Here is a 24,751-nt window from a genome sequence, read left to right as displayed (position 1 = left end):
GGGGTGCCGCCGGGGGGCGGTGGCACGGGGTTACGCTGCCGATCATGCTTGTCGCCGCCGCCGTCTGCCCCTGCCCGCCGCTCCTCGTACCCGAGGTCGCCGCGGGCGCCGCGCCCGAGCTGGACGCCGCACGCGCCGCGTGCACGGACGCGCTGGGCGTGCTCGCCGCGTCCCGCCCCGACCGGCTCGTGGTCGTCGGCCCCGCGGACTCCGCAGGACCCGAGGCCTACGCGTCGGGCGCGCGGGGTTCCTTCCGCGGCTTCGGCGTGGACGTGGACGTTTCCCTGGGCACCGCCGACGGCGCCGAGGAGCGGGGGACGGATCTGCCTTATGGGCTCGCCGTGGGCGCCTGGCTGCTCGACCGGACGGGGTGGGCCGACGCCCCCGTCGACGCCGTGGGCGTGGGGGAGGCGCTGCCCGCCGAGCGCTGTGCGGCCGTCGGCCGGGAGGTCGCCGCGCGGACCGGGCGCACGGCGCTGCTGGTGCTGGGCGACGCCAGTGCGTGCCGCACGCTCAAGGCGCCCGGGTACCTCGACGAGCGGGCGGCGCCCTTCGACGCGGCGGTGGGGCGGGCCCTGGGGGCGGCGGACCGGGCCGCCCTGGCCTCGCTGGACGTCGCACTGTCGCGTGAGCTCAAGGTGTCCGGCCGGGCTCCCTGGCAGGTCCTCGCGGGCGCGGCCGAGGGCACCGACCTCACCGGCACGCTGCTCTACGAGGACGCCCCGTACGGGGTGGGATACGTCGTGGCCGCCTGGTCGTAGCGGCCGGGCGGCGCCGTCACGGCGGCGGCGCAGCCGGTCACGGCGGCCGGGTGGCGACCCGCACGGCGCCCGCGGGCGGCCCGGAGCCGGTCAACCGATCCGGCTCCGTGCCGTCCGACGACGTGACGTGTCAGGAAGCCGGAGGCGGTCCGGCCGGAGGAGGGCCGCCAGGCGTGCCGCCGGGCGCTCCGCCAGGCGTGCCGCCGCCTCCTTCCGTGCCCTCGTCGTCCTTGTGGGCGAGGCGGTCCATGGCGCCCTTGGCCTTGCCGGTGCCCGTCTGGATCCGGTCGCTGTACTTGCCCTTGGTCCGCTCGTCGACGGTCCGCGCCATCTTGTCGATACCGCGGTCGATCTTGTCGCCGTGCTGCTGTGCGAGGTCGGAGACCTTGCCCTTCGCCGGTTCGAGTCTGGCCTTCAAGTTGTCCAGGAGACCCATGGTTCGCCTTCCCTCACGGGGCAGTCAGGTGCGGGCGCCCTTGTCGGCCTCGTTGTCGACGGCCTCTTCCGCGGACTGCTGCTTGGGGATGCCGACGCTCTCCGGGTCGCCGCCCTCGGCGGCGGAACCCGCGGCCTCGCCGGCCTCCGCCGTGTCCCGGGAGCCGGCGTCGGCCGTCTCCGCGGCCTCGGTCTCGGCCGTGCCCGCCTCCGCCGCGCCCTCGGTGTCCGGGGTGCCGGTCCGCGCCTCGGCGGCCGACGCCTCCTCGGTGCCCTTCGACCTCCGAAGAAGCCGTGCAAAAACGCCCATATCAACTCCATACGTTACTCGTGCGGGCGAAATCCCGCGGCGTCCGGTGCGTCCGTTTGCGTGGCCGGGGCCATGACCCGGTGGTCCGGGGAGCGGGAACCTCGCAACGGGCAACGACCCCGGCCGCGGAGCGTCACGTAACTCGTTCGAGGGCCGGGTGAGAGGTTTGCGAGACTGGTGCGGTGAGCAGCGCACCTTCCGCACCCCGCGTCATCGCCGTAGTCGGACCCACCGCGGCCGGGAAGTCCGATCTGGGCGTCTTCCTGGCCGAGCGGCTCGGCGGCGAGGTCGTCAACGCCGATTCCATGCAGCTCTACCGCGGGATGGACATCGGCACCGCCAAGCTGACGCCCGAGGAGCGCGGCGGCGTCCCGCACCATCTGCTGGACATCTGGGACGTGACCGTCACGGCGTCCGTCGCCGAGTACCAGCGCCTCGCGCGGGAGCGCATCGACGCCCTGCTCGCCCAGGGGCGCTGGCCGGTCCTGGTCGGCGGCTCCGGACTCTACGTCCGCGGGGCCGTCGACAACCTCGAGTTCCCCGGCACCGACCCCGAGATCAGGGCCCGGTTGGAGGACGAGCTGGAACGGCACGGCCCCGGCGCGCTGCACGCCCGCCTGGCCGCCGCCGACCCGGAGGCGGGGCGGGTCATCCTCCCCAGCAACGGGCGCCGGATCGTGCGCGCCCTGGAGGTGATCGAGATCACCGGCCGGCCCTTCACCGCCAACCTCCCCGGTCACGACTCCGTCTACGACACCGTGCAGATCGGCGTCGACGTCGCCCGCCCGGAACTGGACGAGCGCATCGCCCTGCGGGTCGACCGGATGTGGGAGGCCGGACTGGTCGACGAGGTGCGGGCACTGGAGGCGCAGGGGCTGCGCGAGGGGCGTACGGCGTCGCGCGCGCTCGGCTACCAGCAGGTCCTCGCGGCGCTGGCCGGCGAGTGCACCCTGGACGAGGCGCGCGCCGAGACCGTCCGTGCCACCAAACGCTTCGCGCGCCGTCAGGATTCGTGGTTCAGGCGCGACCCTCGGGTGCACTGGCTGAGTGGGGGCGTGGCGGACCGCACGGAACTTCCGCGGCTCGCTCTGTCGTTGGTCGAACGACCGGTTACAGCCTGATCACGTGATGGCATCGGGACGCCCCGCCCGTCATCCGGGCCTCCGGCGGCGTGCCATCATCGAGCTTCGATCGACCGAGTGAGTCCTAGTTGGGAGGGCGCGTGGCGATGGAGGCCGGCCCTCGCGACACCGCACCGAGCACCGAGCACGGCCCCGCCGACCGCGGCGGACCGGACCCGGAGGACGGTTCCCTCAGCCCCGACGGGCCCGACGCGACGCCGGACGGTGTCGCAGCGGACGGTCCCGAGCCCGACGAGATGTACGGGGACGAGGTCGAGGTCGAACTGCGTCCCCAGCGCCGGCTGCGCATCTGGCAGCTCGCGCCCATCGTGTGCCTGGCCGCGCTCGGCTCCCTGATGTTCGCCTTCCCGCTCGCCTTCGACTTCGGCGACAGCGGCGCCGTGATCGCGATGCTGGGCCTGCTGATCTGCTCCTGCGCGGCCGGCTGGGGCATGATGGCCGCCCGCCGGGTCGGGTACACGTGGCCGGGTCTGCCGCAGCGCGGATCGGGGCGTCGCCCCGACTGGCGGACGGTCCTCGTGTACGCGCTGGCGGTCGCCGCGGTCGTCGTGCTGGCCGTGTGGCGGGTCGCCCGCCTGCGGGGCTGACGGGGCGACCCCCGGTTCCACGCCGCTGCCGCCTCCGGCCCCCGCCGGCACCGTGCGCCCACCCCGTACGATCGAGGAATGAGCACGCGGATCGCCTTCCTCAAGGGACACGGCACCGAGAACGACTTCGTGATCGTTCCCGACCCGGAGAACGCCCTCGACCTGAGCCCCGCCGCCGTCGCCGTCCTGTGCGACCGCCGCGCGGGCATCGGCGGGGACGGACTGCTGCACGTGGTGCGGTCCGAGGCGCACCCCGAGGCCAGGGACATGGCCCCGGAGGCGGAGTGGTTCATGGACTACCGCAACGGCGACGGCTCGGTCGCCGAGATGTGCGGCAACGGCGTGCGGGTCTTCGCGCGCTACCTCCAGCACGCCGGGCACGTCGTGGAGGGCGACCTCGCGATCGCCACGCGCGGCGGCGTGAAGCGCGTGCACATCGCCAAGCCGGCCTCCGGCAGCGGCTCCGCCCCGGGTGACGTCACCGTCGGGATGGGCCGCGCGCGGCTCCCCGAGGGCGACGTCGAGGTGAGCGTGGGCGAGCGCACCTGGCCCGCGCGGAACGTGAACATGGGCAACCCGCACGCGGTCGCCTTCGTCGCCGACCTGGCCCACGCCGGCCACCTCCACGCTCCGCCGCCGTACGAGCCCGCCGATGCCTACCCCGACGGGGTCAACGTCGAGTTCGTGGTCGACCGGGGCCCGCGTCACGTCGCGATGCGCGTGCACGAGCGCGGTTCCGGCGAGACCCGCTCCTGCGGCACCGGCGCGTGTGCCGTCGCCGTGGCCACCGCCCGCCGGGACGGCGCCGACCCGGCGGTCACCGGCGTCCCGGCCACGTACACCGTCGACGTGCCCGGCGGCACCCTGGTGATCACCGAGCACCCCGACGGCGAGATCGAGATGACGGGGCCCGCCGTGATCGTCGCGGAGGGCGAGTTCGACTCCGCCTGGCTGGAGGGGGTGCTCGGCTGAACCACGACCCGGTGACCACGGCCGCGGTGAACCACAGCCCGGTCCATGACACTCAGTGCGAAAACGTAAACCCTCGGACCATCGCTCGAATGGGTGATCCGTTTCACGCTCGGCGAGAGGCGGTCAGCCGCACGTGATGGGCTCGATAGCATCAAGCACCGGCCCGGACGGGGGACCGACACCATCCCCTGAGCCGTGTCCGCCCTGGGGCTCCCCGTCCGCCGGTCCGCGCAGCCGGAGGTGCCCATGAACGCGGAGGCCGTGAACCCAGCGACCCCGGGCCCTGTGCCGCCCGCGGCCACCGGTGCCGTCGCGCCGGCACCCCGCAGGAAGGCCCGCCCCCGGATCGACCTGCGCCGGCTCGGCCGCGCCGCCCTGCTCGGCACCACCACCCGCAGCAGGGGCCTGCCCGACGCCATCGGCCACGTCGTCGAGGCCCACCGCGCCCACCACCCCGACGCCGACCTCGACCCGCTGCGCCGCGCCTACGTCCTGGCGGAGTCCTCGCACCGCGGCCAGATGCGCAAGAGCGGCGAGCCGTACATCACCCACCCCCTCGCCGTCACCCTGATCCTGGCCGAACTCGGCGCGGAGACCACCACGCTGACCGCCTCGCTCCTGCACGACACCGTCGAGGACACCGACGTCACGCTCGACCAGGTCGGCGAGCAGTTCGGCGCCGAGGTCCGCTACCTGGTCGACGGCGTCACCAAGCTGGAGAAGGTCGACTACGGCGCCGCCGCCGAACCCGAGACCTTCCGCAAGATGCTCCTCGCCACCGGCAACGACGTCCGGGTGATGTCGATCAAACTCGCCGACCGGCTGCACAACATGCGCACCCTCGGCGTCATGCGCCGCGAGAAACAGGAACGCATCGCCAAGGTCACCCGCGACGTCCTCATCCCGCTCGCCGAACGGCTCGGCGTCCAGGCGCTCAAGTCCGAGCTGGAGGACCTCGTCTTCGCGGTCATGCACCCCGAGGAGTACGCGCACACGCGGGAGCTGGTCCAGGAGAACGCCGCCCGCACGGACGACCCGCTCACCGCCGTCGCCGACGAGGTACGGGAAGTGCTGCGCGAGGCCGACATCCAGGCCGAGATCCTGATCCGCCCCCGGCACTTCGTCTCCGTGCACCGCGTCTCCCGCAAGCGCGGCACGCTCCGCGGCGCGGACTTCGGCCGCCTCCTGGTGCTCGTGCAGGAGGACGCCGACTGCTACGCCGTCCTCGGTGAACTGCACACCTGTATGACGCCCGTCGTCTCGGAGTTCAAGGACTTCATCGCCGTCCCCAAGTTCAACCTGTACCAGTCGCTGCACACGGCGGTGGCCCGCGCGCAGGACGGCCAGGTCGTCGAGGTCCTCATCCGCACCCACCAGATGCACAAGGTCGCCGAGGCCGGCGTCGTCGCGCTCGGCAACCCGTACGCCCAGCCGTCCGAGGAGCAGAGCGCGGGCGACGGCGAGCGCGCCGACCCGACCCGCCCCGGCTGGCTGTCCCGGCTGCTCGACTGGCAGCGCGGCGCCCCCGACCCCGACACCTTCTGGTCCACCCTGCGCGAGGACCTCGCCCAGGACCGCGAGATCACCGTCTTCCGCCCCGACGGCGGCACCCTCGGCCTCCCCGAGGGCGCGACGTGCGTCGACGCCGCCTACGCCCAGTACGGCGAGGACGCGCACGCGACCATGGGCGCGCGGGTCAACGGCCGGCTGGCGACCATGAGCACGGTGCTGCGGGACGGCGACACCGTGCAGCTGCTGATGGGACAGGACCCCGCCTCCGAGCCCTCCAGGGAGTGGCTGGAGCACGCCCACACGCCCGCCGCGCGGATCGCCATCCAGCGCCGGCTGGCGGCCTCCCCGCAACCGGCGCCCGAAGCGGCGGAGCCGGCCCGCGGCCCCGCCGCGCCCGACGCCCATCCCGACGCCCCGCGTCCGGCCGCCGACGCTCCGCCCGTGCGCCCCGCCTCCGCCGACGTGCTCGTGGACCCGCCGGGCGCGACGGTGCGGCTGGCGGGCTGCTGCACCCCCGTACCGCCGGACGAGATCACCGGTTTCGCCGTGCGCGGGGGAGTGGTGACCGTGCACCGTGCCCAGTGCGCCGTGGTGGCGCGCATGAAGAGCACCGGACGCGCGGAGGTCGGGGTGCGCTGGGGCGAGAGCACCGGATGCCGGGTGACCCTGCTCGCCGAATCGTTCGGCCGCCCGCACCTGCTGGCCGACCTCACCGAGGCCATGGCCCTCGAAGGCGCCGAGATCGTCTCCGCGACCGTCGAACCCCCGGACCGGCAGCGGGTCCGGCACAGCTACACCGTCGTGCTCCCGGACGCGGCCCGGCTGCCCGCCCTCATGCGGGCCATGCGCGACGTGGCCGGCGTGTACGACGTCAGCCGCGCCCAGCCGCAGCCCACCGGCGCCTGACCCGGCGCGCCCACCGGCGTCTGATCCGGCGCGCCCACCCGCGTCTGACCCGGCGCGCCGCACCGAACCCGTTCGGGTGCCCCGGGCGCGCGCCGTCGCCGCGGGACACGCGCGCGCTGATAGCGGTGAGGGATGCTGCACTCCCCTCACCTCCCGCCGCCACGCCCCCGCGCACGCCCCCGGCGGCTCAGAGCCGCGGCGCTGCTCGCCTGTGCCGTCTCCGTCTGCCTGGTCGCGGCGAGCGCCCCGCCGGCCCCGCTGGGTGTCGGCGACCGCCTCTTCCCGCATCTGGGCAACCCCGGCTACGACGTGGCGGCGTACGACCTCTCCTTCACCTACTCCGGCGACAACGGCAAGCCGCTGAAGGCCGTCACCACCATCGACGCCCGCACGACGACCGACCTGGACCGGATCAACCTCGACTTCGCCCACGGCAAGGTCGACTCCGTCGAGGTCGACGGCGACCCCGCGGGCTTCGCCGCGGCAGGCGAGGACCTCGTCGTCACGCCCGAGGACGCGCTGGACGAGGGCGAGTGGACGCGGATCACGGTGCGGCACAGCAGCGACCCCGTGTATCCCGAGGACCGCCAGGGCGGCTGGGTGCGCACCGCCGACGGCCTCGCCATGGCCAACCAGGCCGACGTCGCCCACCTGGTGTTCCCCTGCAACGACCACCCCTCCGACAAGGCGCGGTTCACCTTCCGCATCACGGCCCCCGACGGGCTCACGGCCGTCGCGAACGGCCTACCGACGGACGTGGACCGGGCGGCCGGAGCGACCACCTGGACCTACCGGAGCGGGCACCCCATGGCCACCGAACTGGCCCAGGTGTCCATCGGCCGTTCCACGGTGCTGCACCGCGCGGGCCCGCACGGGCTCCCCGTCCGGGACGTCGTGCCGACCCGGCACCGCGCGGCGCTCGAACCGTGGCTGGAGAAGACCCCCGGACAGATCGCGTGGATGGAGGAGAAGGTCGGCCGCTACCCCTTCGAGACGTACGGCCTGCTCATGGCCGACGCCACCACCGGCTTCGAACTCGAGACCCAGACGCTCTCCCTCTTCGAGCGGGAGTTGTTCACCGAGCCCGCCTACCCCCGGTGGTACGTCGAGTCGATCATGGTCCACGAACTGGCCCACCAGTGGTTCGGCGACAGCGTCGCCCCGGCCACCTGGTCCGACCTGTGGCTCAACGAAGGACACGCCACCTGGTACGAGGCGCTGTACGCGGAGGAGACCGCCGACAAGCCTCTGGCGACCCGCATGAAGGCCGCCTACGGCGCCTCCGACCGCTGGCGCACGGCCGGCGGCCCGCCCGCCGCCCCCAAGCCGCCGAAGAACGGCAGCAAGACCGGCATCTTCCGCTCCAACGTGTACGACGGCGCCGCGCTCGTGCTCTACGCGCTGCGCCAGGAGATCGGCCGGCCCGCCTTCGAAGGTCTCGAACGCGCGTGGGTCGCCCGGCACCAGGACGGCACGGCCACGACCGCCGACTTCGTCCGGCTCGCCTCCGAGACCTCCGGCCGCGACCTGGGTGCCTTCTTCCAGGCCTGGCTGTACGGCGAGAAGACCCCGCCGATGCCCGGCCACCCGGACTGGAAGCAGACTCCCGCCACCGAGACCCCCGCGAAGCACTCCACCAAGACCCCCGCCAAGGCCCCCGCCAAGGGTTCGCACCAGGCGCACGGGGAATAAGCCGGTGACGAGACGGCCCGTGCCGTGCGACCATCTTCGGGACGGCGCGGTACGGGCCACGGGAATCTCCCCGGCGGCCCGCACGTTGTACAGGATGTCGCGGCGGATGTGCCGCGCCCACCGTTTCCCGGCTACGTAAGGATCCAATGACCTCCTCTTCTTCCCCCTCCCAGGACACCAAGCGTCTCGCGCAGACCTATCCCGAGGGCCTTCGGGCCGATGCCCTGATGGAAGAGGACGTCGCCCGGAACCGCGAAACCGACTCGCAGTGGGACGGTGAGCAGTTCGACCGCTCCGACCGCGCGGCCCTGCGCCGTGTGGTGGGCCTGTCCACCGAGCTCGAGGACGTCACCGAGGTCGAGTACCGCCAGCTCCGTCTGGAGCGGGTCGTGCTCGTCGGCGTGTGGACCTCGGGCACCGTGCAGGACGCGGAGAACTCGCTGGCCGAGCTGGCGGCCCTCGCCGAGACGGCGGGCGCCCTCGTGCTCGACGGTGTGGTCCAGCGGCGGGACAAGCCCGACGCCGCCACCTACATCGGCTCCGGCAAGGCCGAGGAGCTGCGGGACGTCGTCCTCGACACGGGCGCCGACACCGTCATCTGCGACGGCGAGCTGAGCCCGGGGCAGCTGATCCACCTCGAGGACGTCGTCAAGGTCAAGGTCATCGACCGCACCGCCCTGATCCTGGACATCTTCGCCCAGCACGCCAAGTCCCGAGAGGGCAAGGCGCAGGTGGCGCTCGCGCAGATGCAGTACATGCTGCCGAGGCTGCGCGGCTGGGGTCAGTCGCTGTCCCGGCAGATGGGCGGCGGCAAGGGCGGCGGCCTCGCCACCCGTGGTCCCGGTGAGACCAAGATCGAGACGGACCGGCGCCGGATCCGCGAGAAGATGGCGAAGATGCGCCGTGAGATCGCGGAGATGAAGACCGGCCGCGAAATCAAGCGCCAGGAGCGCAAGCGTCACAAGGTGCCCTCCGTCGCCATCGCGGGCTACACCAACGCCGGCAAGTCCTCGCTGCTCAACCGCCTCACCGGCGCGGGCGTGCTGGTGGAGAACGCGCTGTTCGCCACCCTCGACCCGACGGTGCGCCGCGCGGAGACGCCGAGCGGCCGCCTGTACACCCTCGCGGACACCGTCGGCTTCGTCCGGCACCTGCCGCACCACCTGGTCGAGGCGTTCCGCTCCACGATGGAGGAGGTCGGCGACTCCGACCTGATCCTGCACGTGGTGGACGGTTCGCACCCGGCCCCGGAGGAGCAGCTGGCCGCCGTGCGCGAGGTGATCAGGGACGTCGGCGCCACCGACGTACCCGAGATCGTCGTGGTCAACAAGGCCGACATGGCCGACCCGCTGGTGCTCCAGCGGCTGCTGCGGGTCGAGAAGCGGTCCATCGCGGTCTCGGCGCGCACCGGTCAGAACATCGACCAGCTCCTCGCGCTGATCGACAACGAGCTGCCGCGTCCCTCGGTCGAGATCGAGGCGCTCGTGCCGTACACCCAGGGCAAGCTGGTCGCCCGCGCCCACGACGAGGGCGAGGTGATCTCCGAGGAGCACACCCCGGAGGGCACCCTGCTCAAGGTGCGGGTGCACGAGGAGCTGGCGGCGGAGTTCACGCCGTACGTTCCGGCACCGCTCGCCTGAGTCCCGGCCGCCCCGCGCGGCCGCGAAGCACGACCGAGGGCCCGCCCCCTGCCGCGGCAGGGGGCGGGCCCTCGGTCGTCACCTGCGGCTCACTGACCGCCGTACGTCTTGCTCATGTTCTGGTACATCGCCTCGGCCGACCGGCCCAGCTGCGGACCCGCCAGCCAGGTGTTCTCCAGCGGGCCGATCGAGGTGTTCGAGACCAGCCTGGTCTCGCCGTCCACCACCCGGAACCAGCCGCCGCCCGACGAACCACCGGTCATGGTGCAGCCGATGCGGTACATCGTCGGCAGCGACGGGCTCAGCGACAGCCGGCCGGGCCGGTCGACGCACTTGAACATCTCCAGGCCGTTGTACGGCGCCGCCGCCGGGTAGCCCCAGGCGCCCATGCTGGGCACCTCCGTCGCCGACGGAGCGGAGAAGTCCACCGCCAGCGCGGCGCCGACCGTCTCCTCCAGCGACTTGCTGCCCTGCTCGGGCTTCACATGCAGCACCGAGTAGTCGTACGCGGCCCCGTCGCCGCCGCTCTCCGAACCGCCCCGGATCCACTGGTCCGAGGTCGACGCCCAGTCGGCCCACCAGGTGCCGTACGGAGCCATCTCGGTGGTCGTCGCGTCCGCCAGCTGCGCCTCGGACTTGCCGTAGTCGTTGTACGACGGGACGAAGGCGATGTTGCGGTACCAGCCGCCGCTGCCGCCGGCGTGCACGCAGTGGCCCGCCGTCCACACCATGTTGGACTTGCCCGGGTGGTTCACGTCCTTGATCACGGTGCCTGAGCAGACCATCGAGCCCTCGGGGGAGTCGAAGAAGACCTTGCCCACCGGAGCGGCGTTCTCGTGGTACGGCTTCTTCTCCGCCACGGCCTCGACGGGCGCCGGCTCGGGATCGGTGGCGCCCTGGTCGGCGGCCGCGTCCTTGGTGGTGACGGTCTTGTCGGCCTCCTTGGCGGACTTCATCCGGTCCGGCTTCCACAGGCCCTCGATCACCGGGTTGACGAAGTCCTTCGCCTCACTGAGCCAGGTGTCCCTGTCCCAGTTCTTCCAGCCGCCGTCCTTCCACTGGTCGGCGTCGATGCCGTGCTCCTTGAGCCGGTCCGCCAGGCCGGTCGGCAGACCACCCTTCCCGCTGCCGGCGTCGCCCGTGCCGGCGGCCTGCGAGGTACCACCGCCCGGCTTGGTGTCGGCTTCGTCGTCCTCCGGCCCGCCGCAGGCGGTAGCGGTGAGCGCCAGCGCGGCGACCAGGCCGGCGGCGGTGAGTGCGGTACGCCGGCCGCGCCGTGGCGCGGCGGACACAGATGTGGAACGCATGGTGCGAGGACCCCCGTTGAAACGCGTGAGATGTCGATGGACGTATGAGTGAGTGAATGCCGATGACCCCGTGAAGCGTGCGCAGGGTCGATGACCCCGTGAAGCGTGCGCAGGGTCGTTGACCCGGTGGAACGTGCGCGGGAACGTCACGGGGCGCGCGGTGGGGTGCCGGCCCCGGCCCGACACACCCCACCGTCCGTACTGCTCAGCGCAGGCGCTGCGTGATCACTGGCCGGCGAACTTGTCGCTCACCGAGTCGAACACGCCCTTGGCCTCCTTGCCGAGGCGCGGACCCGCCAGCCATCCGGCCGTGATCGGGCCGATCGAGGTGTTGGAGACCAGCGCGGGCTTGCCGTCGGAACCGGCGGCGACCCAGCCACCGCCGGACGAACCACCGGTCATGGTGCAGCCGACGCGGTACATCGTCGGGTCGGAGGCGCTGATCGACAGCCGCCCGGGCTTGTCCTGGCACTGGAACAGCTTCTGACCGTCGTACGGCGGCGCGGCCGGGTAACCGATCGCCTTCATGCTCTTGACGTCCGGCACGGCGGGCGCGTCGAAGTCCACCGGCAGCGCGGCGCCGACCGTCTCCTCCAGCGACTTGCCGTCGCTGCCCTTCTCCGGTGTCACATGGATCACGGCGAAGTCGTACGGGGCGCCGTCACCGCCGGTCGAACCGCCCTGCTCGATCCACTGGTCCGAGGTCTGCGCCCAGTCGCCCCACCACACGCCGTACGGAGCGAGTTCCTCCTTGGTGGCCTTCTCCAGCTCCTCGACCGATTCGTTCGCGTCGTTGTACGACGGCACGAAGGCGATGTTGCGGTACCAGCCGCCGCTCTTGCCGGCGTGCACACAGTGACCGGCCGTCCAGACCATGTTGGACTTGCCGGGGTGGGCCGGGTCCTTCACGACCGTCGCCGAGCAGACCATCGAGCCCTTGGGGGAGTCGAAGAGGAGCTTGCCCGCGGTGGCGGCGTTGTCGTGGTACTTGGCCGGTACGGCCTCGGCCTCGACGGGGGCGGGCTCCGGGTCGGTGACGCCCTGGTCGCCGGAGATGTCGTTCTCGTCGACCCCTTGGTCCGGCTCCTCGGCGTCCCGCATCCGGTCCGGGTTCCACAGGCCCTCGATGATCGGGTTGACGAAGTCCTGCGCCTCGCGCAGCCAGTCGTCCTTGTTCCAGTTCTTCCAGGCGCCGTTCTTCCAGTCGTCGACGTCGATCCCGTGTTCCTTGAGCTTGTCCTTGATGTGCTCCGGGATCCGGATCGAGCCGTTGCCGTCGTCCGCGGCGGCGGACGCCGAGGCCGAGGCGTCGCCGCCCGCCTCGGGGTCGCCGTCCTCGCACGCCGTGGCGGTGAGCGCGAGCGCCGAGACGAGCGCCACGGCGGCGGCCGCGGAGGAGGCTCCGCGCCTTCCGCGTCCGCGCGTGGTGAACGACGGCCGTATGGATCGCATGGTGGTGACTCCCCCTGCTGTGAACGAACGTGATGCCGCGACCGGTCGCCGGACGACGGCGACTTCGGGAACGGCACCACACACTATGCGGTCGCTGTGGGGGACTTCCGACGGAACGGCAACGGTTCGGACACAGCCGCCTGACCTGGCACGCGGCGTCGGCCGGACCGCAAGGCCGGACCGAAGGCCGGACCGCGTCCCAGCGGCGGACCGCGAAGTCCTCGGCCCGGCAACGATCTTCGGGCAGGCCGTAACCCGGCGAACGGTCCGCGGTTGGTAGCGGTGGGGGGCCCGCTGTCCGGACGCGGCCCCCCGGCCCGGGAGTGCCCGGCACGCCGCACCGCGTCCGGGCAGCGGGAGGGCGACAAGACGTGGCGGGGTCCCCGTACGGGAACTGTGGTGCGGCCGGAGGCGGTAACGCCGGGCCGGCCGGGGTGAGGGCAGCCGGGCGGGCGCGTACGGCATGGGTGCGCACCGGACGGGAGGCCGCTGGGCAAGTCGGCTCCTCGACCGCGACGGAGGGCGCTTCGAGGCGTCAACCGGGGCGCGAACCGGCCGCCCGCACCTACCCGCGGGCGCTCCCGGTCGTACCGGTCCGGGCACGGGGACTCACCATCGAGGGCGCCGACGGCCGCCGTTACCTGGACTGCGTCTCCGGCGCGGGCACGCTGGCCCTCGGCCACAACCACCCCGTCGTCCTGGAGGCGATCCGCGCGGTCCTGGACTCGGGCGCCCCCCTGCACGTCATGGGCCTCACCACCCCGGTCGAGAACGCCTTCGTCACCGAGCTGCTGCGGACGCTGCCGCCCGGACTCGCCGATCACGCGCGCGTGCGGTTCTGCGGCCCGGCCGGGACCGACCCGGTCACCACCGCCACCGCACTGGTCCGCGCCGCCACCGGACGGACCCGGGTGGTGGCCGCCGCCGAGGACCACGCGTCGCTCCCCGACCTCGGGGAGTCGGCCCAGCAGTTGCCCGCGGGACTCCTCCTGGACCCGGTACGGAGCGAGGCCGGGGTGTTCCCGGCACCGGACGCCCTGGTACGGCGTCTGCGCGCCCGCACCGCCGAACGGGCCGTCCCGCTCATCGTCGACGAGAGCGAGACGGGGGTCGCACGGACCGGCGCCTTCTGGGCGTTCGAGCACAGCGGAGTCACGCCCGACGTGCTGGTCCTCGCGAAGGCGATCGGCGGCAGCCTGCCGCTGGCCGCGGTGGTCCACCGCGACGACCTGGGGGACGGGGGAGGCGTGCACACCGCGGACGGCACGGACGGTGCGGAAGGCTTCGGACGGCCGTGCGCCGGTGCGCCGCCCGGGGCCGGTGCCTTCCGGGGCAACCAACTGGCCCTGGCCGCAGGCGCGGCCACCCTCGCCCACGTCCGTGAACACCGCCTCGCCGAGCACGCCGCCGAGCTGGGCGGCCGCACGCTGACCCGACTGCGGGCGCTCGCCGAGGAGTTCGCGTGCCTCGGGGATGTCCGCGGGCGGGGCCTGCTGGCCGGCATCGAGCTGGTGGCACCGGACGGCGCGCCCGTAGGCCCCGCGGACCGTGCCCGCCCCGCCTCTCCTGCCGAACTGGCCGCCGCCGTGCGGCAGGAGTGCCTGCGCCGCGGGCTGATCGTGGACGTCACGGGACCGCACGCGAACGTCGTACGCCTGCTGCCTCCGCTCATCGTCACCGAGGAGCAGATGTCGGCCGTGCTGGACCGACTCGCGGACGCCGTACAGGCGGTGGACCGCCGGCGCGACGGTGGGGCTGCCGCTTCGCCCGGGGAGCACACCCCTCGATGAGGCCCCCCGTCCGGAGACACCACACGCCAGGAGGACCCGCGTTGCCCACCGACTCCGCACCCGAACCGCCGGTCTCCACGGCCGCCTTCGCATCCGAACCGCCGGTCTCCGCGGCCGCCTTCGCACCCGGGGCGCCGGTTGCTCCGGTGCGTCCGGCCGAAGCCGAGGCCCGATCGGTTGGGACCGGGAGTTTCCCCGGACCGCGGCAGCCGGGGGCCGGTTCCCCTTCGCACGGGGCCGAGCCCGGGGCTCCCCTCGGTCCCTACGCCGCCGCGCAGGCCACGGCCACGGAGAACCTCCTCCGCTGCTGGGCCAGGGAGGCCGGCGTGTCCGCCCCCGGCGACGGCGTCCTCCACGTCCCGCTCCCGGCCTCCGGCACGGCCCTCGTCGTCCCCGTCCACTACTGGTCCCCGACCGGAGGGCACCGTTTCGGCGCCCCCCGGCTGAGCGGTGCCCCCGTCTCGGCACCTCCCGTGGACGCGGTCACGCTGGCCGCGCTGCTCGCTCGGGAGACGGACGGTGTCCCGGGGCCCGAGGGGCTCGACCTCGTCGCGCGCGTCGCCGACTCCGTCCGCCACACCGCCGTATTCCTCCGGGACCGCGCGGAACGGCCCGCGCCCGCCCCCGGCGCTCGCCGCGACGGTGCGGGAGACAGCGACGGGCCCGACCTCTTCCTCGCCGCCGAACAGGCGCTTCTGCTCGGGCACCCGCTGCACCCCGCCCCGAAGAGCCGTGCCGGTCTCACCGATGCCGAGGCGCGCCGGTACTCCCCGGAGCTGCGCGGCGCCTTCCCCCTGCACTGGCTGGCCGTCGCCCCCTCCGTACTCGCCGCCGACTCCGCCTGGACCGAGGGCGGGCGCCCCGTCACCGCGCCCGCGCTCACCGCGCGCCTCGCCGCGGACGGCCCGGCGCCCCCGCACGGGTACGCCCTTCTGCCCCTGCACCCCTGGCAGTTCCGGGCGGTGCTGCACCGGCCGGAGACGGCCGCACTGCTGGACACCGGCCTGCTCCGGGACCTCGGCGCGCACGGCCCGGCGTGGCACCCCACGTCCTCCGTACGCACCGTGCACCGCAGCGGGGCTCCCGCCATGCTCAAGCTCTCGCTGGCCCTGCACATCACCAACTCCCGCCGGGAGAACCTCCGCAAGGAACTCCACCGCGGTGTCGAGGTGCACCGTCTGCTGCGCCGGGGGCTGTCCCGCCGGTGGCGGGCGGCCCACCCGGACTTCGACATCGTCCGCGACCCCGCCTGGCTCGCCGTCGACGCACCGGACGGCACGCCCGTGCGAGGGCTCGACGTGGTCGTCCGGCACAACCCGTTCCGGCCCTCGGACGACGTCTCCTGCGTGGCCTCGCTCGTCGCACCGCAGCCGCACCCCGGGTCGTCGGCGGCCGGGACCGCGGACGGCGGCGGGTGCGGGCAGGGCACGTCCGGGCGGGGCACGTCCGGGCACGGCGGGTGCGGACATGCCGCGTGCGGAGTCCCCGCACGGTCCCGGCTGGCCGAGATCCTCACCCGGCTCGCCGGGCGGACCGGCCGCCCGCGCGGAGCCGTCGCCGTCGAGTGGTTCCTGCGCTACCTCCACCACGTCGTGCGCCCCGTCCTGTGGCTGGACGCCCATGCGGGGATCGCGCTGGAGGCACACCAGCAGAACACGCTCGTCCTGCTGGACGCGCAGGGCTGGCCCGCCGGCGGCCGCTACCGCGACAACCAGGGCTACTACTTCCGCGCATCCCGGCGCGCGGAACTCGACGCCCGGTTGCCCGGCATCGGAGCGCACAGCGACACGTTCGTGGCCGACGACGTCACCGACGAGCGTTTCGCCTACTACCTCGCCGTCAACAACGTCTTCGGTCTCGTCGGTGCCTTCGGCTCCCAGTCGCTCGCCGACGAGAGGACGTTGCTGGCGGCCTTCCGCCGTTTCCTCGGCGAGCAGGCCGCGAGCGCCGCCGCACCGGCGAGCCCGCTCCCCGCCCGCCTCCTCGACTCGCCGGTGCTGCGCTGCAAGGCGAACCTGCTCACCCGGCTGCACGGCCTCGACGAACTCGTCGGCCCGGTGGACACCCAGTCCGTCTACGTCACCATCGCCAACCCCCTGCACGCCTGAGCGGGCCGCCCTGCCGAAGGAGCGACACTGTGAATCCCACCGACGCGAGCGCCGAGGACACCCTGGACCTCCAGCTGCCCGAGGAGTTCGTCGCCCTCTTCCGCGGCGCCGGGAACGATGCCGGTCGGGCGGCGGAGCACGGACCCGCCGATCTCCTCGACCGGCTCGCCGACTGGGGGCCGGGCGCCACCACCGCCGGCGTCCTCCGGCTGGTGCCCGTCGACCTCGACCGGGACACCGCGCTGGTCGCGCGCTGGATGAACGACCCCGCCGTCGCCGCGTACTGGGAGCTGGCCGGACCGCCGAGCGTGACCGAGGAACACCTGCGGGCGCAGCTGGCCGGGGACGGACGCAGCGTCCCGTGCGTCGGGACGCTGGACGGGGCGCCGATGAGCTACTGGGAGATCTACCGGGCCGACCTGGACCCGCTGGCCCGGTACTGCCCGGTCCGGCCGCACGACACCGGGGTCCACCTGCTGATCGGCGACGAGGCCGACCGGGGGAGGGGTCTCGGGACCGAGCTGCTCAGGGCCGTCGCCGACCTGATCCTCGCGGCGCGCCCCGCCTGCACGCGCGTGCTCGCCGAACCCGACGTCCGCAACGAGACGTCCGTCGCGGCGTTCCTCGGCGCCGGGTTCCGGCAGACGGCCGTGGTGGACCTGCCCGGCAAGCGGGCCGCCCTGATGGTCCGCGAACGGGCGGCGCGGGAGCCCTCCTGACGCACCGTGCCCGTCGCCGCCGCGCGCACCACCAGCCGGCCGCCTCTCGCCCCGCTGACCGGCCGCCTCTCGCCCCGCCAGCCGGCCGCTGCCCGTACAGGAGCCACCGATGCCCCGCCCGTCCCCGCAGCCCCGCCCGTACCCGGCGCCGCTCCCGCCCCCGGCATCCGCCTTGCCCACCCGTCTGTCAGTCCTGGGCCGTAGGGTGGTCGCGCTATGACGAAGCCCTCACTCCCCGAACTCCTGCACGCCGCCGTCACCGCCGTCGGCGGCACGGAGCGTCCCGGCCAGGTGGCCATGGCCGAAGCCGTCGAGGAAGCCATCGACGGCGGCTCCCATCTGCTGGTCCAGGCCGGCACCGGCACCGGAAAGTCACTGGGGTACCTGGTGCCCGCGCTGGCACACGGGGAGCGGGTGGTCGTGGCCACGGCGACCCTGGCCCTGCAGCGCCAGCTCGTCGAGCGCGACCTGCCCCGCACGGTCGACGCGCTCCACCCGCAGCTGCGCCGCCGCCCGGAGTTCGCGATGCTCAAGGGCCGGTCGAACTACCTGTGTCTGCACCGCCTGCACGAGGGCGTGCCGCAGGACGAGGAGGAAGGCCTCTTCGACCAGTTCGAGGCGGCCGCCCCCACCAGCAGGCTGGGCCAGGACCTGCTGCGGATGCGCGACTGGGCCGACGAGACCGAGACCGGTGACCGTGACGACCTCACACCGGGTGTCTCCGACCGCGCCTGGTCGCAGGTCTCGGTGTCCTCCCGGGAGTGTCTGGGCGCCTCGAAGTGCGCCTACGGCGCCGAGTGCTTCGCCGAGGCGGCCCGGGAGCGGGCCAAGCTCTCCGACGTCGTCGTCACCAACCACGCCCTGCTCGCGATCGACGCCATCGAGGGCGCCCCCGTCCTGCCGCAGCACGAGGTGCTGATCGTCGACGAGGCGCACGAGCTGGTCTCCCGGGTCACCGGCGTTGCCACCGGCGAGCTGACCCCCGGCCAGGTCAACCGCGCGGTGCGCCGCGCCGCGAAACTGGTCAACGAGAAGGCCGCCGACCAGCTCCAGACCGCCGCCGAGGGCTTCGAGCGGCTGATGGAGCTGGCGCTGCCCGGCCGCCTGGAGGAGATCCCGGAGGACCTGGGCTACGCCCTGATGGCGTTGCGGGACGCCTGCCGCACGGTCATCTCGGGCATCGGGTCCACCCGGGACAAGTCCGTGCAGGACGAGGACGCGGTCCGCAAGCAGGCACTGGCCTCCGTGGAGTCCGTGCACGACGTGGCGGAGCGGATCACCAACGGCTCCGAGTGGGACGTCGTCTGGTACGAGCGCCATGAGCCCCGCGGCGGAGCCGCGTATCGCCACAGTGGGGCCTCCCTGCGGGTCGCTCCGATGTCCGTCTCGGGCCTGCTGCGGGAGAAGCTCTTCACCGACCGCTCGGTAATCCTGACCTCCGCCACCCTGAAGCTGGGCGGTGACTTCAACGGCGTCGGGGCGTCGCTCGGCCTGGCCCCCGAGGGCACTGAGGGCGACGACGTGCCCCAGTGGAAGGGCGTCGACGTGGGCTCCCCCTTCGACTACCGCAAGCAGGGCATCCTCTACGTCGCCAAGCACCTGGCCCGCCCCGCCCGGGACGGCGACCGCGGCGACATGCTCGACGAGCTCACCGAGCTGATCCAGGCGGCGGGCGGCCGCACGCTGGGGCTGTTCTCCTCGATGCGCGCGGCCCAGCTGGCCGCCGAGGAGCTGCGCGCGCGGATCCCGGAGTACCCGATCCTGCTCCAGGGCGAGGAGACCCTCGGGGAGCTGATCAAGAACTTCGCCGCCGACCCGCAGACCTGCCTCTTCGGCACGCTGTCCCTGTGGCAGGGCGTCGACGTCCCCGGGCCGAGCTGTCAGCTGGTCGTCATGGACAAGATCCCGTTCCCGCGCCCGGACGACCCCCTGATGAGCGCGCGCCAGAAGGCGGTGGAGGAGGCCGGGGGCAACGGCTTCATGGCGGTCGCCGCCACCCACGCCGCCCTGCTGATGGCCCAGGGCGCGGGCCGGCTCGTCCGGGCGTCCGGCGACCGTGGGGTGGTCGCGGTCCTGGACCAGCGGCTGGCGACGGCCCGGTACGGGAGCTATCTGAAGGCGTCCCTGCCCGACTTCTGGTTCACCACGGACCGCAACCAGGTCCGCAAGTCGCTCGCCGCGATCGACGCGAAGGCGAAGCAGGCCGAGACCGCCGGGCCGACGGAGGGCGCGGCGCGGACGGAGAGCGCGGAGCAGCCCCAGGGCGACTGAAGACACCGCCCCGCGCCGGTCCACCCGGCCCCGGACAGCGCGGGGCCCCGGAACCGGCGCAGAGGTTCCGGGGCCCGGTCGGGTCGGCGGGTCGCTTCACGCGTACCCGCCCGCCGTGGCGCTCAGACGCGACGCAGTACGGCCACCACCTTGCCGAGGATGGTCGCGTCGTCGCCGGGGATCGGCTCGTAGGCCGCGTTGTGCGGAAGGAGCCAGACGTGGCCGTCCTCGCGCTTGAAGCGCTTGACGGTGGCCTCGCCGTCCAGCATCGCGGCCACGATGTCGCCGTTCTCCGCGACCGGCTGGCGGCGGACCGTGACCCAGTCGCCGTCGCAGATCGCGGCCTCGATCATCGAGTCGCCGACGACCTTCAGGACGAACAGCTCGCCGTCGCCGACCAGCTGCCGGGGGAGCGGGAAGACGTCCTCGACGGACTCCTCGGCGAGGATCGGACCACCGGCGGCGATGCGCCCGACCAGCGGCACGTACGACGCGGCCGGCTTTCCGGCGGTGTCCGTGGGCTGCACCGAGGCCGCCTGGTCGGAACCGCGCACCTCGTAGGCGCGGGGCCGGTGCGGGTCGCGGCGCAGGAAGCCCTTGCGTTCCAGCGCCATCAGCTGGTGGGCCACGGACGACGTGCTGGAGAGGCCGACGGCCTGGCCGATCTCCCGCATCGACGGCGGGTACCCGCGTCGCTGCACCGAGTCGCGGATGACCTCGATGACGCGGCGCTGGCGGTCGGTGAGCCCCGAGCTGTCCGCCCGGATGCCGGGAGGTCGCCCGGGCAGGGAGCGCTTGTGCCCCTCGGGATTCGCGGCGTCGTTCATCGCGTGCACCGGCTCAGGGCGGCCCTGGGGGCGCTCCTGGGCAGTGATGGTGGCACTGTCGGCGGTGGTGGTCACGTCGGCCCCTCTCGATGGTCTCCCTGCAGCACAACGGTAGTAGCTTTCGAAAGGTTGCGCCAAACACACGTTCGAGTGAAAAAACGGGAATCGCTCGCTCGATTTGCATGTCTGGGTGTATAGCTACCGTGGCGCCTGGCGGACAAAAGGGCCTATTGCTGTACTCTTCACCGCCGTGGTGACAACCTGCGGGATGTCGCCCCAGTCTGCCATCCGGCTTCCCGTTCGACGGGACCGGTCTCCCATCTGTGCGGTAGTCCCACGCCCCCTCCCCGCGGCGCCCACGGTATCTCCGCATGCGCGAGAGGGATACGGCCGTACGGGTGCGGGTACCGGGGGCCCTGCGCCTCCCCGCGGTGAGCGTGCGGGCGCGGCGTCTCCGTGGCGCCCCCGGACCGGCGAGCGCCTGCGCGCGTACGGAGAGCTGCGACACGCGTGCACGGCGTGTATGTATGAGCCAATCCCCACATCTAGTGGTTGGATTGCATCAGCAGCCCACAAGTTGTGGTCCCCCGGGTCTTCGAGTCCATCGCGATCGCCTATGCTGGGGGCTGCTTCGAGGGGCCTGAAGGGCCTTTCGAGGCTGTTGAGTCTGCTGTGAGGAGGGTTCGGAGTCCATGCACTGCCCCTTCTGCAGGCACCCCGACAGCCGTGTCGTCGACAGCCGTACGACCGACGACGGCACGTCGATCCGCAGGCGCCGCCAGTGCCCCGACTGTTCTCGACGGTTCACCACCGTGGAGACCTGCTCGCTCATGGTGGTGAAGCGGTCCGGGGTCACCGAACCGTTCAGCCGCACCAAGGTCATCAACGGTGTGCGCAAGGCCTGCCAGGGCCGGCCCGTCACCGAGGACGCGCTCGCCCAGCTCGGCCAGCGGGTCGAGGAGGCGGTGCGGGCGACCGGAAGTGCCGAGCTGACCACCCACGACGTGGGGCTGGCCATCCTCGGCCCGTTGCAGGAGCTCGACCTCGTCGCCTACCTGCGGTTCGCCTCGGTCTACCGGGCGTTCGACTCGCTCGAGGACTTCGAGGCCGCGATCACGGAACTGAGGGAGACGACGAGGCCCTCCGGCCCGGACGACGACACCGGCGCGGGGAGCCAGGAGAACGACCGCGGGCCCGCGGGGGCCGGACAGGTCCCCGAGCCCGCAGGCGCCGCCGACTGATCGGCGGGCCGGACCCGGACTTCGGCGCCCGGGGCCGGCCGGACGGCGGCGAACGAGAAAGACCTGTTGCGGGCAGTGCAGGAGAGGCCCGCAACACCAGACAGAACACCGTGCCACGGGAACAATCGGGGCACTTCAGGGCGTTTTCGCCCGTACAGGGAGGCGGCATGACAGAGACGGCGAGCGGTCCGGCACGGAGTTCCCGCGCCAAGGGCACCAAGGCGGGCAAGGGACTCCGCGTCGAGCGCGTCCACACCACTCCCGGCGTCCACCCCTACGACGAGGTGGCGTGGGAGCGTCGTGACGTCGTCATGACCAACTGGCGCGACGGCTCGGTCAACTTCGAGCAGCGTGGCGTCGAGTTCCCCGAGTTCTGGTCGGTGAACGCGGTCAACATCGTCACCAGCAAGTACTTCCGGGGCGCCGTGGGCACCCCGCAGCGCGAGGTGAGCCTGAAGCAGCTCATCGACCGCATCGTGAAGACGTACCGGAAGGCCGGTGAGGACCACAAGTACTTCGCCTCGCCCGCCGACGCCGAGATCTTCGAGCACGAGCTGGCCTACGCCCTCCTGCACCAGATCTTCAGCTTCAACAGCCCGGTGTGGTTCAACGTCGGCACGCCCCAGCCGCAGCAGGTCTCCGCCTGCTTCATCCTGTCCGTCGACGACTCCATGGAGTCGATCCTCGACTGGTACAAGGAAGAGGGCATGATCTTCAAGGGCGGCTCCGGAGCCGGCCTGAACCTCTCCCGGATCCGCTCCTCCAAGGAACTGCTCTCCTCCGGCGGCAACGCCTCGGGACCGGTCTCCTTCATGCGCGGCGCCGACGCCTCGGCCGGCACCATCAAGTCCGGCGGTGCCACCCGCCGCGCGGCCAAGATGGTCATCCTCGACGTCGACCACCCCGACATCGAGGACTTCATCGAGACCAAGGTCAAGGAGGAGGAGAAGATCCGCGCCCTGCGCGACGCGGGCTTCGACATGGACCTGGGCGGCGACGACATCACGTCCGTCCAGTACCAGAACGCCAACAACTCGGTCCGTGTGAACGACACGTTCATGAAGGCCGTGCAGGACGGCGGCAAGTTCGGCCTGACGTCCCGCATGACCGGCGAGGTCATCGAGGAGGTCGACGCCAAGGCGCTGTTCCGCAAGATGGCCGAGGCCGCCTGGGCCTGCGCCGACCCGGGCATCCAGTACGACGACACCATCAACGCGTGGCACACGTGCCCGGAGTCCGGCCGCATCAACGGCTCGAACCCGTGCAGCGAGTACATGCACCTGGACAACACGTCCTGCAACCTCGCCTCGCTGAACCTGATGAAGTTCCTGAAGGACGACGGCAAGGGCAACCAGTCCTTCGACGCCGAGCGCTTCTCCAAGGTCGTCGAGCTGGTCATCACCGCGATGGACATCTCCATCTGCTTCGCGGACTTCCCGACCCAGAAGATCGGCGAGAACACCCGCGCCTTCCGGCAGCTCGGCATCGGCTACGCCAACCTCGGCGCGCTGCTGATGGCGACCGGCCACGCCTACGACTCCGACGGCGGCCGCGCCCTGGCCGGTGCCATCACCTCCCTGATGACCGGCACGTCGTACCGGCGCTCCGCCGAGCTCGCCGCGATCGTCGGCCCCTACGACGGCTACGCCCGCAACGCGCAGCCGCACCTGCGGGTCATGAAGCAGCACTCCGACGAGAACGCCAGGGCCGTCCGCATGGACGACCTCGACACGCCGATCTGGGCCGCCGCCACGGAGGCCTGGCAGGACGTGCTGCGCCTCGGCGAGAAGAACGGCTTCCGCAACTCCCAGGCGTCCGTCATCGCCCCCACCGGCACCATCGGTCTCGCGATGTCCTGCGACACCACCGGCCTGGAGCCCGACCTCGCGCTGGTCAAGTTCAAGAAGCTGGTCGGCGGCGGCTCGATGCAGATCGTCAACGGCACCGTCCCGCAGGCCCTGCGCCGCCTGGGCTACCAGGAGGAGCAGATCGAGGCGATCGTCGCCCACATCGCCGAGAACGGCAACGTGGTCGACGCGCCCGGCCTCGCGCACGAGCACTACGAGGTGTTCGACTGCGCGATGGGCGAGCGCTCCATCTCCGCGATGGGCCACGTCCGCATGATGGCCGCCATCCAGCCGTGGATCTCCGGCGCCCTCTCCAAGACGGTCAACCTGCCGGAGTCGGCGACCGTCGAGGACGTCGAGGAGGTCTACTTCGAGGCGTGGAAGATGGGCGTCAAGGCGCTCGCCATCTACCGCGACAACTGCAAGGTGGGCCAGCCCCTCTCCGCCAAGACCAAGTCGGTCAAGGACACGGAGAAGGCGGAGATCACCGAGAAGACCGAGGCGGCCATCCGCGAGACCGTCGAGAAGGTCGTCGAGTACCGCCCGGTGCGCAAGCGTCTCCCGAAGGGTCGTCCCGGCATCACCACCTCCTTCACGGTCGGCGGCGCCGAGGGCTACATGACGGCCAACTCCTACCCGGACGACGGCCTGGGCGAGGTCTTCCTCAAGATGTCCAAGCAGGGCTCGACCCTCGCGGGCATGATGGACGCGTTCTCCATCGCGGTCTCCGTCGGCCTCCAGTACGGGGTGCCGCTGGAGACGTACGTCTCGAAGTTCACCAACATGCGCTTCGAGCCGGCCGGCATGACGGACGACCCGGACGTGCGGATGGCGCAGTCGATCGTCGACTACATCTTCCGCCGCCTGGCGCTGGACTTCCTGCCCTTCGAGACGCGCTCCGCGCTCGGCATCCACTCCGCCGAGGAGCGTCAGCGCCACCTGGAGACCGGGTCCTACGAGCCGTCCGACGACGAGATGGACGTCGAGGGCCTGGCCCAGTCGGCGCCGCGCGCCCAGGAACTGAAGGCGGTCGCCACGCCGAAGGCCGAGTCCGAGGCAGCCAAGCCCGTTCCGCAGCAGGCGCACACCAGCGCCGAGCTGGTGGAGATGCAGCTTGGCATCCAGGCCGACGCCCCGCTGTGCTTCTCCTGCGGCACGAAGATGCAGCGCGCGGGCTCCTGCTACATCTGCGAGGGCTGCGGCTCGACCAGCGGCTGCAGCTGAAGCCGGCA

The 24,751-nt window shown here is 72.7% G+C and carries 18 protein-coding genes; 13 read left to right on the top strand and 5 right to left on the bottom strand.

Annotated features, from left to right (window positions below; all coding sequences use genetic code 11):
• The first annotated feature begins 44 nt into the window (after positions 1 to 44).
• Positions 45 to 761 carry a class III extradiol dioxygenase subunit B-like domain-containing protein gene (locus tag ACIBCJ_RS24740; RefSeq protein WP_362513737.1) on the top strand — a complete coding sequence of 239 codons (717 nt, stop codon included), beginning with the start codon at positions 45 to 47 and terminating at the stop codon, positions 759 to 761.
• Positions 762 to 891: 130 nt separating this feature from the next.
• Here ACIBCJ_RS24740 and ACIBCJ_RS24735 read toward each other — a convergent pair whose 3' ends face one another.
• Positions 892 to 1,197 carry an antitoxin gene (locus tag ACIBCJ_RS24735; protein WP_365978450.1) on the bottom strand — a complete coding sequence of 102 codons (306 nt, stop codon included), beginning with the start codon at positions 1,195 to 1,197 and terminating at the stop codon, positions 892 to 894.
• A 24-nt stretch (positions 1,198 to 1,221) separates the two neighbouring features.
• Entirely contained in the window at positions 1,222 to 1,506 is a 285-nt protein-coding gene (locus ACIBCJ_RS24730) for a hypothetical protein (protein WP_362105107.1), read from the bottom strand.
• Between the two features lie 182 nt (positions 1,507 to 1,688).
• Between ACIBCJ_RS24730 and miaA the strand changes: the two genes are divergently transcribed.
• From miaA to hflX, 6 genes are all read left to right on the top strand, one after another.
• Positions 1,689 to 2,627, top strand: coding sequence for a tRNA (adenosine(37)-N6)-dimethylallyltransferase MiaA (miaA, locus tag ACIBCJ_RS24725; RefSeq protein ID WP_365978449.1), 939 nt, complete (start codon positions 1,689 to 1,691; stop codon positions 2,625 to 2,627).
• 107 nt (positions 2,628 to 2,734) lie between these two features.
• A complete protein-coding gene (locus tag ACIBCJ_RS24720; RefSeq protein ID WP_362513750.1) occupies positions 2,735 to 3,235 on the top strand; it encodes a hypothetical protein in 501 nt (166 codons plus the stop codon).
• 78 nt (positions 3,236 to 3,313) lie between these two features.
• A complete protein-coding gene (gene dapF / locus ACIBCJ_RS24715) occupies positions 3,314 to 4,207 on the top strand; it encodes a diaminopimelate epimerase (RefSeq protein WP_365978448.1) in 894 nt (297 codons plus the stop codon).
• 246 nt (positions 4,208 to 4,453) lie between these two features.
• On the top strand, positions 4,454 to 6,625 hold the full coding sequence (locus ACIBCJ_RS24710; RefSeq protein WP_362105098.1) for an HD domain-containing protein: 2,172 nt from the start codon (positions 4,454 to 4,456) through the stop codon (positions 6,623 to 6,625).
• A 132-nt stretch (positions 6,626 to 6,757) separates the two neighbouring features.
• Positions 6,758 to 8,317, top strand: coding sequence for a M1 family metallopeptidase (locus ACIBCJ_RS24705; RefSeq protein ID WP_365978447.1), 1,560 nt, complete (start codon positions 6,758 to 6,760; stop codon positions 8,315 to 8,317).
• Positions 8,318 to 8,463: 146 nt separating this feature from the next.
• The gene (gene hflX, locus ACIBCJ_RS24700) at positions 8,464 to 9,957 is read left to right on the top strand and encodes a GTPase HflX (RefSeq protein ID WP_362105092.1); all 1,494 of its coding nucleotides are present in this window, start codon (positions 8,464 to 8,466) and stop codon (positions 9,955 to 9,957) included.
• A gap of 89 nt (positions 9,958 to 10,046) precedes the next feature.
• On the opposite strand, the gene ACIBCJ_RS24695 is transcribed toward hflX, so the two are convergent.
• Together ACIBCJ_RS24695 and ACIBCJ_RS24690 are read right to left on the bottom strand one after the other, a co-directional pair.
• On the bottom strand, positions 10,047 to 11,264 hold the full coding sequence (locus tag ACIBCJ_RS24695) for a hypothetical protein (RefSeq protein WP_362513862.1): 1,218 nt from the start codon (positions 11,262 to 11,264) through the stop codon (positions 10,047 to 10,049).
• A 225-nt stretch (positions 11,265 to 11,489) separates the two neighbouring features.
• Positions 11,490 to 12,716 carry a hypothetical protein gene (locus tag ACIBCJ_RS24690; protein WP_365978446.1) on the bottom strand — a complete coding sequence of 409 codons (1,227 nt, stop codon included), beginning with the start codon at positions 12,714 to 12,716 and terminating at the stop codon, positions 11,490 to 11,492.
• Positions 12,717 to 13,183: 467 nt separating this feature from the next.
• Between ACIBCJ_RS24690 and ACIBCJ_RS24685 the strand changes: the two genes are divergently transcribed.
• From ACIBCJ_RS24685 to ACIBCJ_RS24670, 4 genes are all read left to right on the top strand, one after another.
• The gene (locus ACIBCJ_RS24685; RefSeq protein WP_365978445.1) at positions 13,184 to 14,506 is read left to right on the top strand and encodes an aminotransferase class III-fold pyridoxal phosphate-dependent enzyme; all 1,323 of its coding nucleotides are present in this window, start codon (positions 13,184 to 13,186) and stop codon (positions 14,504 to 14,506) included.
• Positions 14,503 to 16,614 carry an IucA/IucC family protein gene (locus tag ACIBCJ_RS24680; RefSeq protein WP_365978444.1) on the top strand — a complete coding sequence of 704 codons (2,112 nt, stop codon included), beginning with the start codon at positions 14,503 to 14,505 and terminating at the stop codon, positions 16,612 to 16,614. Before ACIBCJ_RS24685 ends, ACIBCJ_RS24680 begins: the two co-directional genes overlap by 4 nt.
• A gap of 29 nt (positions 16,615 to 16,643) precedes the next feature.
• On the top strand, positions 16,644 to 17,333 hold the full coding sequence (locus tag ACIBCJ_RS24675; protein ID WP_365978443.1) for a GNAT family N-acetyltransferase: 690 nt from the start codon (positions 16,644 to 16,646) through the stop codon (positions 17,331 to 17,333).
• A 216-nt stretch (positions 17,334 to 17,549) separates the two neighbouring features.
• Complete coding sequence (locus tag ACIBCJ_RS24670; protein WP_365978442.1) at positions 17,550 to 19,604, top strand: ATP-dependent DNA helicase; 2,055 nt, start codon at positions 17,550 to 17,552, stop codon at positions 19,602 to 19,604.
• 122 nt (positions 19,605 to 19,726) lie between these two features.
• Here ACIBCJ_RS24670 and lexA read toward each other — a convergent pair whose 3' ends face one another.
• A complete protein-coding gene (lexA, locus tag ACIBCJ_RS24665) occupies positions 19,727 to 20,506 on the bottom strand; it encodes a transcriptional repressor LexA (protein ID WP_133890119.1) in 780 nt (259 codons plus the stop codon).
• A 617-nt stretch (positions 20,507 to 21,123) separates the two neighbouring features.
• On the opposite strand from lexA, the gene nrdR reads away from it, so the two are divergent.
• Both nrdR and ACIBCJ_RS24655 read left to right on the top strand, forming a co-directional pair.
• The gene (gene nrdR / locus ACIBCJ_RS24660) at positions 21,124 to 21,672 is read left to right on the top strand and encodes a transcriptional regulator NrdR (RefSeq protein ID WP_362105072.1); all 549 of its coding nucleotides are present in this window, start codon (positions 21,124 to 21,126) and stop codon (positions 21,670 to 21,672) included.
• 167 nt (positions 21,673 to 21,839) lie between these two features.
• Positions 21,840 to 24,743 (top strand): vitamin B12-dependent ribonucleotide reductase, encoded by a 2,904-nt coding sequence (locus ACIBCJ_RS24655; protein WP_362105069.1) that lies wholly within the window; start codon positions 21,840 to 21,842, stop codon positions 24,741 to 24,743.
• Positions 24,744 to 24,751: the final 8 nt, after the last annotated feature.

Origin of the sequence: Streptomyces sp. NPDC051136 (assembly GCF_044455745.1) — a bacterium.
Classification (GTDB): Bacteria; Actinomycetota; Actinomycetes; order Streptomycetales; family Streptomycetaceae; genus Streptomyces.
The sequence above is the reverse complement of the archived record's forward strand: the minus strand, read 5'-3'. Positions and strand labels throughout refer to the sequence as shown.

Bases quoted from the DNA above. Each gene is read 5' to 3' on its own strand.
- ACIBCJ_RS24735 (WP_365978450.1), bottom strand. From the start codon at position 1,197: ATGGGTCTCCTGGACAACTTGAAGGCCAGACTCGAACCGGCGAAGGGC.
- nrdR (WP_362105072.1), top strand. From the start codon at position 21,124: ATGCACTGCCCCTTCTGCAGGCACCCCGACAGCCGTGTCGTCGACAGC.
- ACIBCJ_RS24655 (WP_362105069.1), top strand. From the start codon at position 21,840: ATGACAGAGACGGCGAGCGGTCCGGCACGGAGTTCCCGCGCCAAGGGC.
- ACIBCJ_RS24710 (WP_362105098.1), top strand. From the start codon at position 4,454: ATGAACGCGGAGGCCGTGAACCCAGCGACCCCGGGCCCTGTGCCGCCC.
- ACIBCJ_RS24730 (WP_362105107.1), bottom strand. From the start codon at position 1,506: ATGGGCGTTTTTGCACGGCTTCTTCGGAGGTCGAAGGGCACCGAGGAG.
- ACIBCJ_RS24695 (WP_362513862.1), bottom strand. From the start codon at position 11,264: ATGCGTTCCACATCTGTGTCCGCCGCGCCACGGCGCGGCCGGCGTACC.
- ACIBCJ_RS24680 (WP_365978444.1), top strand. From the start codon at position 14,503: ATGAGGCCCCCCGTCCGGAGACACCACACGCCAGGAGGACCCGCGTTG.
- hflX (WP_362105092.1), top strand. From the start codon at position 8,464: ATGACCTCCTCTTCTTCCCCCTCCCAGGACACCAAGCGTCTCGCGCAG.
- ACIBCJ_RS24670 (WP_365978442.1), top strand. From the start codon at position 17,550: ATGACGAAGCCCTCACTCCCCGAACTCCTGCACGCCGCCGTCACCGCC.
- ACIBCJ_RS24705 (WP_365978447.1), top strand. From the start codon at position 6,758: ATGCTGCACTCCCCTCACCTCCCGCCGCCACGCCCCCGCGCACGCCCC.
- ACIBCJ_RS24690 (WP_365978446.1), bottom strand. From the start codon at position 12,716: ATGCGATCCATACGGCCGTCGTTCACCACGCGCGGACGCGGAAGGCGC.
- ACIBCJ_RS24740 (WP_362513737.1), top strand. From the start codon at position 45: ATGCTTGTCGCCGCCGCCGTCTGCCCCTGCCCGCCGCTCCTCGTACCC.
- ACIBCJ_RS24720 (WP_362513750.1), top strand. From the start codon at position 2,735: ATGGAGGCCGGCCCTCGCGACACCGCACCGAGCACCGAGCACGGCCCC.
- dapF (WP_365978448.1), top strand. From the start codon at position 3,314: ATGAGCACGCGGATCGCCTTCCTCAAGGGACACGGCACCGAGAACGAC.